Annotated in this window: 12 protein-coding genes, 1 other RNA gene and 2 pseudogenes; 8 read left to right on the top strand and 7 right to left on the bottom strand. The window is 43.1% G+C overall.

Translation table 11 applies throughout. The features are described from left to right. Window positions 1-7: 7 nt before the first annotated feature. The 5 genes from murQ to BQ5796_RS14560 all read right to left on the bottom strand — a co-directional run bounded on the left by murQ (window position 8) and on the right by BQ5796_RS14560 (window position 4,314). Complete coding sequence (murQ, locus tag BQ5796_RS14580; protein ID WP_071460881.1) at window positions 8-892, bottom strand: N-acetylmuramic acid 6-phosphate etherase; 885 nt, start codon at window positions 890-892, stop codon at window positions 8-10. Window positions 893-1,137: 245 nt separating this feature from the next. Further along, window positions 1,138-1,986: a MurR/RpiR family transcriptional regulator gene (locus BQ5796_RS14575; RefSeq protein WP_071460880.1), complete on the bottom strand. Its 849-nt coding sequence runs from the start codon at window positions 1,984-1,986 to the stop codon at window positions 1,138-1,140. 160 nt (window positions 1,987-2,146) lie between these two features. After that, on the bottom strand, window positions 2,147-2,965 hold the full coding sequence (locus BQ5796_RS14570; protein ID WP_071460879.1) for a cytochrome c oxidase assembly protein: 819 nt from the start codon (window positions 2,963-2,965) through the stop codon (window positions 2,147-2,149). After that, on the bottom strand, window positions 2,958-3,413 hold the full coding sequence (locus tag BQ5796_RS14565; protein ID WP_200792887.1) for a DUF2243 domain-containing protein: 456 nt from the start codon (window positions 3,411-3,413) through the stop codon (window positions 2,958-2,960). Before BQ5796_RS14565 ends, BQ5796_RS14570 begins: the two co-directional genes overlap by 8 nt. Before the next feature lie 127 nt (window positions 3,414-3,540). Next, entirely contained in the window at window positions 3,541-4,314 is a 774-nt protein-coding gene (locus BQ5796_RS14560) for a hypothetical protein (RefSeq protein WP_071460877.1), read from the bottom strand. A 291-nt stretch (window positions 4,315-4,605) separates the two neighbouring features. Between BQ5796_RS14560 and ssrS the strand changes: the two genes are divergently transcribed. Next, window positions 4,606-4,800: non-coding RNA, 6S RNA (ssrS, locus tag BQ5796_RS14555), on the top strand. A gap of 252 nt (window positions 4,801-5,052) precedes the next feature. Here ssrS and BQ5796_RS18870 read toward each other — a convergent pair. Continuing rightward, a pseudogene (locus BQ5796_RS18870) lies at window positions 5,053-6,370 on the bottom strand (short-chain fatty acid transporter). A 299-nt stretch (window positions 6,371-6,669) separates the two neighbouring features. Between BQ5796_RS18870 and BQ5796_RS14545 the strand changes: the two are divergent. Then, window positions 6,670-7,521: a hypothetical protein gene (locus BQ5796_RS14545; RefSeq protein ID WP_071460876.1), complete on the top strand. Its 852-nt coding sequence runs from the start codon at window positions 6,670-6,672 to the stop codon at window positions 7,519-7,521. A 37-nt stretch (window positions 7,522-7,558) separates the two neighbouring features. Here BQ5796_RS14545 and BQ5796_RS14540 read toward each other — a convergent pair whose 3' ends face one another. Next, complete coding sequence (locus tag BQ5796_RS14540) at window positions 7,559-8,122, bottom strand: 3D domain-containing protein (RefSeq protein WP_071460875.1); 564 nt, start codon at window positions 8,120-8,122, stop codon at window positions 7,559-7,561. Window positions 8,123-8,768: 646 nt separating this feature from the next. On the opposite strand from BQ5796_RS14540, the gene BQ5796_RS14535 reads away from it, so the two are divergent. The 6 genes and pseudogenes from BQ5796_RS14535 (at window position 8,769) to BQ5796_RS14510 (ending at window position 16,649) form a co-directional block, all read left to right on the top strand. Further along, window positions 8,769-9,593, top strand: a complete 825-nt coding sequence (locus BQ5796_RS14535) for a glycerophosphodiester phosphodiesterase (RefSeq protein WP_071460874.1) — start codon at window positions 8,769-8,771, stop codon at window positions 9,591-9,593. 563 nt (window positions 9,594-10,156) lie between these two features. After that, window positions 10,157-10,719, top strand: a pseudogene (locus BQ5796_RS14530) (glycerol-3-phosphate responsive antiterminator). A gap of 243 nt (window positions 10,720-10,962) precedes the next feature. Further along, window positions 10,963-11,787, top strand: a complete 825-nt coding sequence (locus tag BQ5796_RS14525; protein WP_071460873.1) for an MIP/aquaporin family protein — start codon at window positions 10,963-10,965, stop codon at window positions 11,785-11,787. 234 nt (window positions 11,788-12,021) lie between these two features. Continuing rightward, complete coding sequence (gene glpK / locus BQ5796_RS14520; RefSeq protein WP_071460872.1) at window positions 12,022-13,512, top strand: glycerol kinase GlpK; 1,491 nt, start codon at window positions 12,022-12,024, stop codon at window positions 13,510-13,512. Window positions 13,513-13,721: 209 nt separating this feature from the next. Then, a complete protein-coding gene (locus tag BQ5796_RS14515; protein WP_071460871.1) occupies window positions 13,722-15,386 on the top strand; it encodes a glycerol-3-phosphate dehydrogenase/oxidase in 1,665 nt (554 codons plus the stop codon). Window positions 15,387-15,740: 354 nt separating this feature from the next. After that, window positions 15,741-16,649 (top strand): 5-bromo-4-chloroindolyl phosphate hydrolysis family protein, encoded by a 909-nt coding sequence (locus tag BQ5796_RS14510; RefSeq protein ID WP_071460870.1) that lies wholly within the window; start codon window positions 15,741-15,743, stop codon window positions 16,647-16,649.

Here is a 16,649-nt window from a genome sequence, read left to right as displayed (position 1 = left end):
AACCTCCTTATAATGCTTTTCTGATAAAACCACCAGCATGTTCTAGCTTGGATTGTGCCTCTTCTAGGTTGCAGTGGAGCAGGACCATGAGGATGGCTGTTTTTACGTTTCCGTTGGCTTCTTCATATGCTTTAGAAGCAGTATCATAGTCCGTTTCAGCAGCTTGCATGATAATTCTTTTCGCACGTTCCACTAATTTTTTGTTTGTCGGCTGTACGTCGACCATTAGGTTTTTATATACTTTTCCGATTCCAATCATGGATGCGGTGGAAATCATGTTGAGGACAAGCTTTTGCGCTGTGCCTGCTTTCAGTCTTGTGGAGCCTGTTAAAATCTCAGCGCCAGTTTCGACTTCGATTGCAAGATGCGCATGTTTTGCGATTTCGGAATTTTTATTGCAGCTGAGACTGATTGTTTTTGCTCCTTTGGAATTTGCGTGTTTGAGCACGCCGATAACATAAGGTGTCCGGCCGCTCGCTGCAATGCCGATGACAGTATCGTTCTCGGTGAGCTTGATTTCCTTCATGTCATCCTCGCCAAGTGTTTCACTATCCTCAGCGCCTTCCACCGCCTTTGTGAACGCCTTCATCCCGCCTGCAAGAAACCCTTGGACCATTTCTTCTGGAGAACCAAAAGTAGGCATGCACTCGACTGCATCAAGAACACCAAGCCTGCCGCTCGTTCCTGCCCCTGCGTAGATGAGCCTGCCGTTTTTTTGAAAAGAATCGATAACGGTTGCAACTGCTGCTTCGATGCTGGAGAGCTCTTTGGCGATTGCGATAGGAACGGTTTTATCTTCTTCGTTCATAACGGTAAGGATTTCTTTGATTGTCATGGTGTCAAGCTTCATCGTCTGGTTGTTTCTTTTTTCTGTCGTGAGTTTATCAAGCATAAGATCACCCTTTCTTGGAAGCCTTTACAAGTTACATTTTACTCTCGTGAAATTTAAAGTCAATATTATTTTATTTTTAAATGAATCAAAATTTCATATGTGATAATTTTTTGAAAAATAAACAAGAAGGATTGGTCTCGCTTTCGGTATTAATGTATTGTCGAGAATGCTTTTGATATGTATAAAGAAAAGAAGCTGGAGGATTTTCTCCAGCTTCGAGCAGTAGTTTTATACAAAGAAGCAAGCTAACGTCTTAGTTTTATGACTTCCTTTCGGGCTTCCTGATATTGTTCGACTACGCTGTCCCCGACTCTGTTGAAGGTGGCAAGGTAGAGGGCGTCGATGATATTGAGCTGCGTCATCCTCGAGGAGAGGGTCCCAACTCGGAAATCCTGTTCGACGACCGGGGTGCAGAGGCGAATGGATGCCAATTTATGCAGCGGTGACTTGTCAAGGTTCGTTATGGCGATGACAATGATCCCTTTGCTTTTAGCAAATTTGGCGAGTTCGAGCACGTCCTTTGTTTTGCCTGAGGTGCTGATTGCGAATAAGATGTCGTTTCGTTTCAGGTAAGGGATCAGGCTAAGCATGAAATGAAAATCGTGGTCCATATTGCAATGAAAGCCGAGGCGCGTGAATTTATAATAGGCATCGTAAGCCGCGGTTGCGGAGCCGCCTACACCAAAGAATACGAGGCGGGAGGCATGCTGGATGGCTTCCGCTGCTTTTTCCAGCTCCTTGCGGTCAAGGGAGGAGAGGGATGATTCGATGGCGGATTTATTCGCGTATGTCACCTTGTGGAATAGGTCGTATGGTGCATCTTTTTTTTGCAAGATGGAGAAATCTGTCAGGTTTGACTGCGTCATCGTATTATGTTTGACGAGCTCAATCTTAAACAGCTTGAAGCTGCCGATTCCGATTGACTTGCAGAAGCGGACGACGCTGGCTTCGCTGACCCCTGTCTTGTGGGATAAGTCTTTCGTTGTCATATTTGGGATAAATTCATGGTTCTCAATGATGTACTGGCCGATGATTCTCTCGGCGTCCGAAAGGTGGTTCAAATCCTTTTCAATTCTTGCCAATAGCTTATTCATGTTTCTGGCCTCCACGTGTACTATCTTACCAACCATCATAGATCGAATGCAGCAAAACAGCAAGCGTGCCTGACCCCCGGTGCGTTACCGCGGTAACGCACCGGGGGTCAGGCACAGTTTAGCACTTTAGCAAAGTGGGGGACAGGCACGCTTTAATTATTTAGTGGGGTAGCGTAGCATCTTCGCTTCGCTTGCTAGTCGCGTTCCTTGGCCGGGCTGCTTTGTACCATTGCCAGCATAGGAGGATGATTAATAGGATATCGACGGCATCTCCGCCATAGTACATCAGCATGCCTCCAGCTTGAGCTTCGGAAGCTGAAATCCCGCTTGGCGGACTGGCATAGATGGATTTCGACAATATGCCATGCCCTGCCAGTGCTACAATGAGCACTCCCGCCCTATAGTAAAAGCTCGTACGGTGCGGTGTAGGGTCAATATACACCATTGAAATCGTGAATAGATAACCTGAAAGAAAAATATGAAGATGAATGATCACATGCAAAGCTGGAATGTGATGCATTAATCCGAACAAATCAGTTCTATAAAGCATCCATAACCCACCAACATTCAAGACTGCTGCCACAAATGGATCGCTCACAAACCTGCTATATCGGCTTTTCAGAACCCGCGTGACAATCCTAGCATTCTTAACACTTAATGCTCTTAGAATGACAGTTGCTGGGGCGGCAAGCGCCATTAACAGGGGAGCCAACATCCCGAGTAACAAGTGAACTTCCATGTGAACCATGAAATCTTCATGCGCCTTTTCAGCCAAAGGGCCGGCAACGGAAAAAGACACAAATGTCACTCCGGCAATCCAAAGCAGCGTTTTATGTACTGGCCAGCCTAGATTATTTTTACTGAAAAAAACAGCCCAAAGATAGAGTACGGTTACTAGCATGAAGGGCAGCAGCAGGACGATAGAACCGGTTGAAAAATCAATACTGGGAGCAGTCGCGCCTCTATGATGATTATGCATGAATCCTTCTCTTTTCCCTGAATAGAATAAACGTTCCAGCAATCATGAGGAGCAGCGCTGCGATATTCCATGCCAAGTCGTATGGCAAAAGGTCGACATTGTAGCGAATTTGATGGAGCTTCATGACTTTATGCTGAATCGTCCCATCGTAAAAATTAAATCCGCCGGTCCCCAGAAGAACTGCTCCCCGCCATGCTGCCGGCATCCAGGTATTTCTTCGCCGAAGGTCCGCAACTAAAACCAGCGCAGCAACGGTGGCAAACCAGCTAAACGCATGAAAAAATCCATCAGAAACAAGTCCGGCTGCAGTTGTTGACTTATCATAAAAATGATGCCAGTGAAGCAACTGGTGAAAAACCGCCTCATCCAAAAATGCCGCGAGACCAATGCCAAATAGCGTGCCGGCTAGCAGGTTTCGTCTCCAATATCCCGAATTTTGTTGAACCATAGCTACCTCCATTGTCCCAAAATATAACTTTTATTATTTCTTCCCAAATTGGAAAGGGTTAAACAAAGTGGCTCTGAAGGAAACATATGAAAATGAAAAAACCCTCCCGAGTGGGAGGGTACTTATTTTACCAAGAAATCGTTAATGCTCCGTTTTCAGCAATATAGATGGAGTAGCTCTCAAATTCGGACTCTCCTGGTACATTTACTGGATTTCCTGTGCTTGCAACCGATCGGATTCCTTCCGCTATTGCCCCGGAGACTTTGCCTTGGTTGGCCATCAGGTCGATCAATAGTTCCTTGTTTTGAACGGAAGTAGATGCGTAGCCTGTGCTGAGCGCAGCAACTTGGGTGCCATCTTTAACAACTGCAAAAACATCTGACTCATTGATGCCATATAGTTTTGCACCATGCTTTTTCACAGCATTGATCCAGATGGAGAACTTTTTTTCCGTAACTAGTTCAAATTTGCTGCCGTCAATGATAATGAAATCTTCTTTTTGCTTTTGTTCGGTAGGTGCTGCATTTTCAGCTTGTGGTGCAGGTTTTGGGTGTGCGTTATTTTCAAATTGCGGCACACGTTTTGACTGTGTGGCATTTTCAGCTCGCGGCGCTGAATTTGTCTGTGTAACTATATTAGAATGATTGAGAGGTGATATACTTGGTTTAGTTGCTGTGTCATTTTGGTTCACTTTCGGAGCAGCTGGCTGTTCAATTTTACTCTTTACTGGAACAGAATTCTTAATGCCCTGTGTTTCTTTTACAATCGGTGCATTCATCTCACGTTTTGGTAGCTCCGCCGCAAGAGCGCTGTTATTATCTTGAGGGAACGAATATCCCGCACCTCCAGTAGCAATCACTGCACTCAACAAAACACCAAATATTTTCGCCTGTTTTTTCATTCCATTCACTCCTAATTTAAGTTATTCACTGATAAGACGTTTGAAATGAGAGAAAGTTGCATTTTTTTCTAAAAATATTTCAAAAAGATTACAAAAATATTTCTGATTGTAACATTAGGCTTGACAGCAATAGGTGAAAAATGGAGTCCATTAGATTCGATTAGACTTTTTGCTTGAGTTGAGAGACTATTACCCTTTTTGTACGATATTAATCATAGTGATAAGATGCAACTTTAAAAAATTCCTGATATTAACATTGTTATTGTTTTTAGTTTCCGTTAATATAGAGAATATAAGCTGCGTTGTGCGTAATTATAATAAAGTTTTAACCTTTAAGCTGTAATAGGGAGTTTTAATTAGGGCAGGAATGACAAGCCTCTGTCCATTGGACATGGAGGACATGCAGGAAAATCCTTGCGAACACCCACTTTGAGGAGTGGTGGTTTAAAACTTTCTTATCGACATTACGGCAATTGCGGCTCTAAACAGTACATTCAGCCAGTTCCCAAGCGGGAGCTGGCTTTTCTTTATCGTAATGAAGGAAAGCCGCATTATCGCAACCCATCCCTAAAGCGTGCCTGACCCCCGGCAAGGTGCAGTGTTAAAGTGAAGGGGCGTGCCTGACCCCCAGCGCTTTAAACAACTAAAGCGTGCCTGACCCCCAGTACATTAAAGAACTAAAGCGTGCCTGACCTCCGAAATATGACCCAAAAGTATTTTCACAGACTAATCCTACCTTTAATACACAAAGAGCATCATGATTGTTGTCACAAGGCCGACCCAAATACTTAAGAGCATGCAATAACCCATAATATGGCGGATGTGCAGACGTGCTACCGCAAGAATAGGAAGGGCCCAAAAAGGCTGGATGAGATTCGTCCATGCGTCACCCCAGCCGACTGCCATCGCGGTAATGGCGGGATTAACACCAAGCTCGATGCCGGCAGGCACTTGGAGGGGACCCTGCAACGCCCATTGGCCACCGCCTGAAGGAGCCAAGATGTTTACCAATCCTGCTGTCCAGTAGGTAAAAATATCAAAGGTTTCCTTAGTTGCTACCGAAGTGATGCCCTTTATCATGGCTTCACCTAGACCAGTGCTCCCCAACAATCCGATAATTCCTGCATAAAATGGAAACTGTAGAATAATTGGCGAGATAGCTGTAGCTGATTTTTTAAAGGCGTTGGCATAATTAAAAAGAGAACCGTGTAGCAGAAGCCCAAGGGACAGGAATGCTAGGTTAATAATATTTAAATTTAAATCGCTTCCACTAAAGCATTTTTAACAGCACGTAGGAGAGCCCTAGCAGTCCTGTTATGGTTCCAAGAATAGGGGTCCTTTCCAGCTTGATAGCAGGTGTTTCTGGAGCACTTGCCTGTGGCGGGATGTCCACTTTTTCTTGATGGTAAGCCTTGTAAGGTATGATGTTTTTCGTTGGAGCTATCAATAGGATAAAAATAGGAATAGTAATTAACAAAGCTAAATAAATGGTGATTGTCCCTGGGTGGAAAATAGTTTCTGATGTCGGCACTACACCCATTATTTTTTCTAAAAAATGTCCTTCAGTAGCAACGGTCAATCCGATGGTGCTCGATAAACCAGCAGTGTATAAAACAGTAGGGGCGTAGGCCGAAGCAACCAACAATGGGAAATGCGCATCCTGGTTTCTTTTTCCAACTTCACGAGCAATGATTGCACCGACCACCACAGCTAATCCCCAGTTGACATAGTAAGCTGCGGAGGATATAAGAAAGGTGAGAATATATGCCTGTTTGGCAGTTTTTGCAGTAGAGGCGATTAATTGAAGTATCCTACCAATCGCCGGGACGGCAGCAAGTGTTATTCCTGTCATCAAAAGCAATACCATTTGCATGGTAAACCCGAGATATACCCAAAATCCATCTCCAAATGATTCAATTAATGTGCCCGGCTCAGTAGGATTCATAAGAAATCCTATGACAAAAACAATAAGTGACAAAACTACAGCGATGACAAACGCGTCAGGCAGATACCTCTCCACAAGCCTCGAGAAACGGCTGGAAACCCTATTCAGCATTCACATTCCCCCTTTATCCAAGTTAATAAAAGGTTATGGACAAAACCATCCCAATATGCTACTTTACCACCCTAAAGCGTGCCTGACCCCCGGCAAGGTGCAGTGTTAAAGTGAAGGGGTGTGCCTGACCCCCATTGCTTTAAAGTGGGAAAGAGAGCTAATGCTTAGAGCTAATAAGGATTAAGAGCTCATATGAGAATTAAAGTCTTTGTTATTTGGTTTCCCTTTTTCCGGATTCGTAGTTTGTATGGAAAATGTGGTATATAATTTAATTTGAGATTAAACGTGGAGATGAGGCGATGAGAAAAGGGATTAAGTCTATTATTATTGGGAGCGTGCTTCTGATTCTTTCTATTCCATTGAATGTTCTGATGGCGGTAGAGCTATGCTATGACAGCAAGTTAAATAATATGTACATTACGAAGGATATCCACATTGAAAATACACATTATTTTGTTGAAGACAATGGAAAGATGGGAATTGAAGCAACAGGAGAATTGGTCATAACCGAAGACTATACAAAGAAAGAAAATCCCAGTAATTTTGCTCTGGATGATCTCCGCTTTTACAACAGAGGTAATGAAGGAAATTTTTATTTAAAGCTCTTGTTTGGAAAAAATAATATTGAAATTAGGGATTCCTTTCCGTTGCGCAAAAATGCTAACCCAGATAAAAAGGTTCCCGAATTAACAGAAGGGCTAGTGAAAATCACCTTGAACGGAGAGGAATATTGGAATAGAAGTAAGGTTGAACTACGCGCAACAGAGATGAATTTGACGCGGTATTATAACCAACTTAATTTTTTATTTGTAGAAAACAAGAGTAACGGCAAGAAGTCTGTGCTGATAACTTCTCCGATTGAGAATTCCAATGCAGGCGTCGATGGGCAAGAGTGGAAATTTGTATGGATCCCTGAAAAAGGTGAAGTGAGGGAAGAAGTCTTTGATAATGGTGATAGAAAGGATGACCCTAGTAAGACTTTTTTTATTAATAGAGCGACCGGTTCATTCCTGGGCTATAAAAATGATGTTTTCTTTTATTATTACTATTATCTTTATCCACTAGTTTTTCCTTGGTTAACCTTTTTAGTAGGATTAGTTTTCACACTGTTTGGAATAATTGCCTATAAGAAAAAAGAGATTCCTAAATAAAAAAACTGCTGCAAGTTGAGCTTGCAGCAGTTTTTATTTATTTTAAGATTTGAATAGTTACAGTTTTTCTACCCCAATTGATTGCTCTCTGGTGGGAGGACATGAATAGGTCGATTCGATTTCCTTTAATGTGGCCGCCTTTGTCGGCTGCAACTGCATACCCATAACCAGGTACGTAAACCCTTGTACCGAGTTTGATTACTCGAGGATCAACGGAAATCACTTTTGCATTAGGATTCTTTTTAAGGTTGAATCCTGTAGCTGTAATTCCGGAGCATCCTCTGCAGTTTGCGGTGTAGGCAGAAGCACTAACAGTAAGAGTCCTTGCAACGTTTGACGGTTTTTTAGGTGTTGGTTTAGCAGCCGGACGTGCTGGAGTGCTTGAACCAGAGACTCTCAACCGTTGATTTGGATAAATAATATCAGTTCTTAGGTTATTCCATTTTTTAATGTTAGAAACACTAGTTTTGTACATTCTTGCAATCTTATAAAGGCTGTCACCGCTTTTTACAACGTACACATTAGATGCGGCAGAAGCGAAGTTTGATGTTCCGAATAGTATAGAAAAGGCAGCGACGGCAGTAATAATAAACTTTTTCATCTTTGCTCTCCTTTGTTTTATCCCAGTGGTTAAAAGATAACACAGAAATATTACAATGATATTTCAGTTTATTGCTAGTTTAATTACTGTATTGTGTCAATTGCACTGTATATTACTAGTTACATAACAGTCAAAGTGAGATCGGGTACTGTCAAATAAGGGATTAGAAGTGTTTCTAGTTTATGATGATAGAGGTTAATAGTATAGGATAACAAGGGTATAATAACCAAATATGTGACATTGATTTTACGAAAAAGCTTCACCGCGTCACCGCGATGGGGGTCAGGCACACTTTGGCGCTTTATTGTTGCATTGTACAGGCGGTCAGGCACTATTTGGTGTGTTAATGCGTTAAAGGATGGGGATTGGAGGTATTGCAAAGGAGCTGTGTAGCCTCCTAAAACGGGATTTCATTGCCCAGGTTTTTCTTATTAATTTTGCTCCCTAGCATACTATAAAGATAGTTCACTGCCTCGTTATTTTGTATGTAGGTCGATTGTTACTGAGGGAATGTAAACAAATCTATGAAAATCATACTGTTATTGTTTATAAAGTGATAACCCAAACTAAATATTATACAAACATACACTCAACATTTCTCCGATACACTGGTCTTGAACATAATTCGGACAGAGGAGTGGGAGAAATGAAAAAGAGTTTAGCCGGAGCGGGAATTGCATTGTCGCTGATGCTTAGTCCTTTTCAACAAGCATTTGCATCAGAGTCTGTTGGGGAGTTACGAAAGATTGATAATGTAGCACACCGGGGGGCTTCAGGATATGCGCCTGAAAATACAATTGCGGCTTTCGATAAAGCTGTTGATATGAAGGCAGATTATATTGAGATTGATGTACAGCGCAGCAAGGACGGCAAACTTGTCATTATTCATGATACTACGGTAGACCGGACGACAAATGGAACGGGAGCGGTAAAAGATTTGACGCTTGAACAGCTACGAAGCCTGGATGCCGGGAGCTTCAAAGGACCAGAGTTTACGGGAGAAAAAATTCCAACTTTCGAAGAGGTATTGGATCGTTACCGAGGTAAGGCTGGAATTTTAATTGAGCTGAAAGCCCCGGAAAAATATCCTGGAATAGAAGAAGAAGTTGCTCACCTACTAAAAGTGAGAAATCTTGATAAGCCTAGAAATAACAAGATTATTATCCAGTCATTTAACTTTGATAGTGTGAAAAAAACCAATCAATTGCTACCTAACGTACCTGTTGGCGTTCTTACATCTTCTAGGACGCATACTACTGACCAGGCATTGAAGGAGTTCGCTACGTACGCGGACTATTTTAACCCAAGCTATGGCATTGTCACAAAAGAACTTGTTGATAAGGTGCATGGACTAGGTATGGGAATCTCTTCTTGGACAGTTCGTACTCCAGAGGCTGCACAGTTCCTGATTGATATGAAAGTAGATGCAATTATTACTGACTATCCGGATTATGTAGATCCGCGAAAATAAATTTCTCTTTACTAATCTAAAGCGTGCCTGACCCCCACTAGTGTGCAGCGTTAAAGCAAGAAAATCGTATGAAATACACTTATCCTAGATGAAGGGCAGGGGAAAAAACTGCTTGTTGGAGCCACTGAAGGTTTCAGCAAGCAGTTTTTTCAATTTAGGGAATTTATCCACTGCGGAATTTTAGCTTCAACCAGTTTAGGGTCCTTCAAAAGTCTATCTGGTATTCTTAATCAAACGTTTGATGAATCGGAGTTTTCTTAGAAAGTGCTGTAGAAAGATCTTGAAGGTCCTAAGGCATTGGTAAGTCTAAATAAGAATTTATCCGCTCCATAGAACTATCAATACATGGGTAGGAAAGGAGAAACTACGCTTTACTGTATTAATAGAATGTAGTGTGCCTGACCCCCATTGCGGTGATTCGGTAAAGTGTGCATGCCCCAATGGCCATGCCCCGGCAAGGAAGGCAGCAAAGCTTTAATAGGAATACACGGTTTCCCCTGGATGGATAAGGGAATATCTGCCGGCTATTGCTTTTGAGCGAGAATACTCTATCATAAAGGCAAATGGACTACGAAGATAAAAAAGATGAATGGATAATTTCACCTGCTTCTTCGAGTATGAAAGACTTCGAATCTTTTTTGAAAATCCCCTATCAAACAGGTGTTTTTCTAGAAGTGCATATCGCCCAACTGAAAAATGTCAGTGCTATGGCTGAATCGTGTAAAAAGGAGATGATTTACCATATGGATATGATTCATGGAATCAAGGCGGACGATTATTCAACCGAGTATATTTGCTAGAATTCAAACCTTATAGGCTTATTTCTACAAAAGCAAGTGTTATCTTGAAAGCTAGGGAGAAAGGCGTTATAGCAATCCAACGGATCTTTTTAATTGATTCCCGTGCGCTTTGAAAAAAGCTATAAGCTTTTGAAGAAAACAGTTCCCGATTATATCTAAGTACTCCCAGGGGCAAGGCCGAACTTAATTACGGAAGTAAAAGAACATGTTAACACTCCGGTCATTGCAGAAGGATTTATCCGCACAGCAACTGATGCCAACAGTGCCATAGACTCGGGGCTGTTACTTCTTCGCAAAAAGAATTATGGAAGTTATATTCTGAATAAGGCAGGGAGGGCTTCGGATATTTAGAGATTAATAACCTTAATAAAATTATTAACAAAATAAATGACAGCGTTTTCAGCGTTGGAGTATACTTCAATAAAAAGTCAACAAATTGTGACGGAGAATTGGAGATTCACGCAGATATACCTGTTGAAAAGGTGTTTTCTGTTGTGGGTCTCTTTTTTTCGTCACAAGCATATTTTTAAATACTAGCGAAAAAATCACATAATGGAAGGAGATAATTTATGTCGCCATTTATGGGAGAATTGATTGGAACGATGATTTTGATTGTTTTTGGTGCTGGTATTGGTGCTGGTGCCTTTCTAAAAAAAACTTATTCTAATAGCCCAGGCTGGATTGTGATCACAATTGCCTGGGGACTTGCAGTTACGATGGGAGTATTTGCAGTAGGTCCAATAAGCGGAGCTCACTTAAACCCGGCTGTTACGCTAGCACTAGCAATTGATGGTTCTTTTGATTGGGTCTTAGTTCCAAGCTACATTTTAGCTCAAATGCTTGGAGCAATTGTAGGTGCAGCAATGGTATTTTTTCATTATTTGCCTCACTGGAGAGAAACGCAGGATCCGGGAGCAAAGCTTGGTGTTTTTGCTACTTCTCCTGCAATCCCGCATACTTTTTCTAATCTATTAAGTGAAATTATCGGTACTTTCATTCTTGTTCTTGGATTGCTTTTTATCGGGGCCAACAAATTTTCCGAAGGTTTGAATCCTATTGCAGTAGGCCTTCTGATTGTGGTTATCGGTATGTCGCTAGGAGGAACGACGGGTTATGCAATTAACCCAGCACGCGATTTAGGACCTCGTATTGCACACTTTATCCTACCGATCCCGGGGAAAGCTGGATCGAATTGGGCATATTCGTGGATTCCTGTTGTAGGTCCGCTGCTTGGCGGAGCGCTGGGTGCCGTCGTGTATAAAGCGTTGTTTGCAGGTGTTATATCAACTGTCTTTTGGGTAGTTATAGCTGTGGCGGTTGTTGTATTAGGAGCAGCCTATGCATTTGGAAGCAAACAAAAGGGAGAAATGGAAGCCTCCAAAATTATTGCTTAGGAGGAAATCATTTAATCTTATTATTAGGTTACTAATTTAAGTTGAAACACTAGTTTCTGAGAGAGAAGAACATAATTTAACGCATTGCCGCACTACCACGCAAGGGGCCTGACCCCCAGTGTATTAAAGCGCTAAAGCGTGCCTGACCCCCGGCGCGGTGATGTGGTAAAGCGCTTAGATTTTTACTGTATAGAAACAAGTTGCTACTGTATATAAATATGGGGAGGTATTCCAGTGGAGAAATTTATTTTATCTTTGGATCAGGGGACGACGAGTTCTCGGGCAATCCTTTTCAACAAAGCGGGCGAGGCTGTTCATGTTGCACAGAAGGAGTTCAAACAGCATTTTCCGAAGCCAGGCTGGGTTGAGCATGACGCGAGTGAAATTTGGGGCTCTATCCTTGCAGTTATAGCAGGGGTCCTGTCCGAATCCAATGTTAGGTCCGAACAAATTGCGGGTATTGGAATAACGAACCAGCGAGAAACAACTGTCGTCTGGGATAAGGAAACTGGCATCCCTGTCTATCATGCCATCGTTTGGCAGTCGCGCCAGACTAGCGGTATCTGTGATGAACTGAAAGCGAAAGGCTATAATGACCTTTTCCGTGAAAAAACAGGCTTGCTTATCGATGCATATTTCTCAGGAACAAAAGTAAAATGGATCCTTGACAACATAGAAGGTGCCCGCCAGAAAGCGCAAGAAGGAAAACTTCTGTTTGGCACCATCGATACATGGCTAATTTGGAAGCTCTCCGGCGGCCGCGCGCATGTGACGGACTACAGCAACGCTTCCCGTACGCTCATGTACAATATCCATGAACTGAAGTGGGATGAAGAGCTGCTTGAAATTCTCGGCGTGCCAGCATCCATGCTGCCGGAAGTCAGACCTTCCTCAGAGGTTTACGGCAAGACTATTGACTACCATTTCTTTGGAAAAGAAGTGCCGATTGCCGGTGCAGCAGGTGACCAGCAGGCAGCGCTATTCGGCCAAGCTTGCTTCGAGGAAGGAATGGCGAAAAACACTTATGGAACCGGCTGTTTCATGCTGATGAACACAGGGGAGAAGGCGGTGAAATCAGACCACGGGCTTCTCACAACTCTTGCATGGGGTCTCAATGGCAAAGTCGAGTATGCGCTTGAAGGAAGTATCTTCGTCGCCGGCTCTGCAATCCAGTGGCTTCGCGATGGTTTAAGGATGCTGAAGAACGCGCACGAAAGCGAAGGCTATGCACGAAAAGTAGCTTCTACTGACGGTGTATACGTTGTTCCAGCATTTGTCGGCCTTGGCACGCCATATTGGGACAGCGATGTAAGAGGTGCGGTATTCGGCTTGACCCGCGGTACGGAAAAAGAACATTTTGTCCGCGCTACCCTTGAATCACTTGCGTATCAAACGAAAGATGTCCTTTCGGCTATGGAAGCTGACTCTCGTATTGAATTGAAAACGCTCCGCGTCGACGGTGGAGCCGTTATGAACAATTTCCTGATGGAATTCCAGAGTGACATTCTCAACGTTCCGGTTGAGCGGCCAATGGTAAATGAAACTACGGCACTAGGAGCCGCTTACCTCGCAGGACTCGCTGTCGGTTTCTGGGAAAGCCAAGAGGAAATCGCTTTACAATGGGCAATTAACCGTTCTTTTGAGCCGAAGATGGGCGATGAGGAACGCGATCAGCTTTATACTGGATGGAAAAAGGCTGTAAACGCAGCAATGGCTTTTAAATAAAATTTTAAATGATAGTCGATTTTGGTAAAGTAAGGAAGGTGGTTCTGTATAATCCATCGCCTTCTAGAGCATATGCTTTTAGATACAAGTTTGCTATAATGAAAACAAGTTAATATTCGGCAGGAGATATGGAGAGACCGCAGAGCATTACCAATTTTGAAGGTAGTGTTTTTTGCGGTCTCTTTTTATTTTTTAAGGAGGCTAACAGCATGTTCAGCAATAGGAAACGCAATGATATCGTAAAAAAGGTCCAAGCGGAGCCGTTTGATCTGATTGTCATTGGAGGCGGAATTACAGGTGCAGGGATTGCCCTTGACGCAACAACAAGAGGAATGAACACAGCGTTGTTTGAAATGCAGGATTTCTCCTCAGGAACATCAAGTCGTTCCACTAAACTCGTTCATGGGGGTTTGCGCTATTTAAAACAGCTTGACGTTAAAGTTGTCGCAGAGGTTGGGCGTGAGCGGGCAATTGTATATGAGAATGGACCGCATGTTACAACACCAGAATGGATGCTGCTTCCATTCCATAAAGGTGGTACCTTTGGGAGCTTTTCTACTTCCATCGGTCTAAGGGTATATGACTTTTTAGCAGGTGTGAAAAAAGGGGAACGCCGTACGATGCTTTCAAAGGAACAGACGCTGGAAAAAGCACCGCTTATTAAAAAGCAGGGACTAAAAGGCGGCGGTTATTATGTTGAATATCGGACGGATGATTCCAGGCTGACAATCGAGGTGTTGAAAGCAGCTGTGGATAAGGGGGCAACTGCATTAAACTATAGTAAAGTTGTCGAACTAGTTAAGGAAAACGGAAAAGTAACGGGTGCTGTGGTGGAAGATCTTTTAACAGGAGAAACATTCACAGCTCGTGCGAAAAAAATCCTCAATGCGACCGGCCCATGGGTTGATACGGTTCGCGAAAAAGACAAATCGAGGAACGGAAAGCAGCTTATTCTTTCAAAAGGTGCTCACGTTGTCATTGATCAGTCTCGATTTCCGCTGAAGCAGGCGGTTTATTTTGACACACCGGACAAACGAATGGTTTTCGCCATTCCGCGCAGCGGCAAAGCATATGTGGGTACGACAGATACTTTTTACGATAGCGATAAGGCGAATCCTAAGATGACAGTAAGCGACATGGAATATTTAATCAATGCGATTAACTATATGTTCCCAGAAGTAAAAATAACGGAAAGGGATATCGAGTCCAGCTGGGCGGGAATTCGCCCGCTGATTCACGAGGAAGGCAAGAGTCCTTCGGAGATTTCCCGGAAGGATGAGATTTGGGAGTCAGATTCGGGTTTAATCACGATTGCCGGCGGGAAGCTAACAGGTTACCGCAAAATGGCGGAGACGATTGTCGATCTTGTCTCGGAAAAATTTGCTTCTGAGGAAGGGAAAAAGTTCGATTCATGCCGTACGAAGCATCTTCCGATTTCAGGCGGTAATGTTGGCGGTTCAGAGCAGTTTCTGGAATTTGTTGAGAAGACAGCTAGTGCTGGTGCAGCAGGCGGCACCCTTACGAAGGAAGAGGCGAGAGAACTTGCGCTGTTCTTCGGTTCCAATGCTCCCTTGGTATTCAACTTGTTCGCGCAGCATAAGGAGGAGGCGGTAGCTTCCGGTATTTCTAACGTTCTATTTGCGAAGCTGATATACGGCATGGAGCACGAAATGGTGGCAACACCGTTGGACTTTTTCCTTAGACGAACAGGAGCGCTGCTGTTCGATATCCAAGCAGTGAAGGAGTATAAATACGAAGTTACTGCTTATATGTCAGGGCGCTTCGGCTGGACGGAAGAGCAGACAAAAGTGCGCGCCGCAGAGCTAGAAGCAGAGCTAGTATCCGCTCAAAACCCAGTAACTTCAGAAAAATAAAGCACTAAAGCGTGCCTGACCCCCAGTGGTTTAACGCGGTAAAGGGGATCAGGCACGCTTTTCTATGCAAAAGTTAATAATATAACAGCAGTTTCCCTCAGCAAATATGATCAAATCTGTGTATAAATCTCTTTGTTTCTCATCAACCGGACTCGAAATTCCCTTGCACATTTTTTCTCCGCCTCAAGACCTAGAAAAGTTTACAATTATGGTCTGTGGAAAGACGCAGACCTTTCAGATAATGTATAATAAAGGAAGAATAAAAAACAGGTATATTTTTTCTCTCTTAGTTGAAACATTGTTGCATATCCATCCGTAACACAATAAAGGAATTCACGACAGGAGTCGATAAACATGAACCCGTTTCTCTCGTTTGTTTTGCGATCCTTCATTGCGGGCCCTGCCGCAGTTGTCATATGGCTTGTAAGTTATTTTGGAGCTGACCTTTCCGCTATTTTGTCATCAGGTGTCGCCATCGGCGGATCGCTCGCCCTTTTTTGGATGCTCGGCTTTCTCTGGAAGAACAAGTTCTTGAAAAAGCATGGCGTGACGAGAAAAGAGTACAAGTATATTAAGAAAAATCTAGATGAAGCAAAAGGGAAAATATCCAGACTTCAGAAGTCTGCATACTCTATCAAACATTTGCCAACGATTAAGCAACGCTTTGAGCTTGTCCGTCTTGTGAAAAAAATCAACAGCATCGTTAAAAAAGATCCAAAACGTTTTTACCAGGCCGAGCGTTTTTACTTTTCACACTTGGATTCAGTATTGGAGCTGACCGAAAAGTATGCCTTTCTGGCCTCTCAGCCAAAAAAGAACCGTGACATCTCGGAGGCGCTTGCAGATACAAGATGGACATTGGAGGATCTAACCCGTACAGTGGAACAAGATTTGTATGAAATCCTTTCCGATGACGTCGAGAACCTAAACTTTGAAATTGATGTAGCAAAAAATACGCTAAAAACGGAAAGAGGCTCAAGGTTGGAGACTGTCAGGCCGATAGAAAATGTGAAAACCGATGAATCTGTGAAAGTGAGATCGGACAAGGGCCCTTTCGTTTCATTTAAATGCAAACAGGAAACGAGTGAGCAGCCGAAAACTAGAATGGCGCGACATGAGAAAGACGAGAAGTGCTCAAATGGAAAAAAGGAACCTGAGGCACAAAGGTTTTTTATTAATACAGATACAACTCCGAAATCGAAAGTAGGAATACCGGTTCGTCCAGCGGATGCCGGAAAAAGTGAAAAAAGCAGGAGGTTATAA

It is taken from the genome of Bacillus massilinigeriensis (assembly GCF_900111815.1).
GTDB lineage: Bacteria > Bacillota > Bacilli > Bacillales > Cytobacillaceae > Mesobacillus_C > Mesobacillus_C mediterraneensis.
This window is presented reverse-complemented; position numbering and strand designations above follow the sequence as displayed.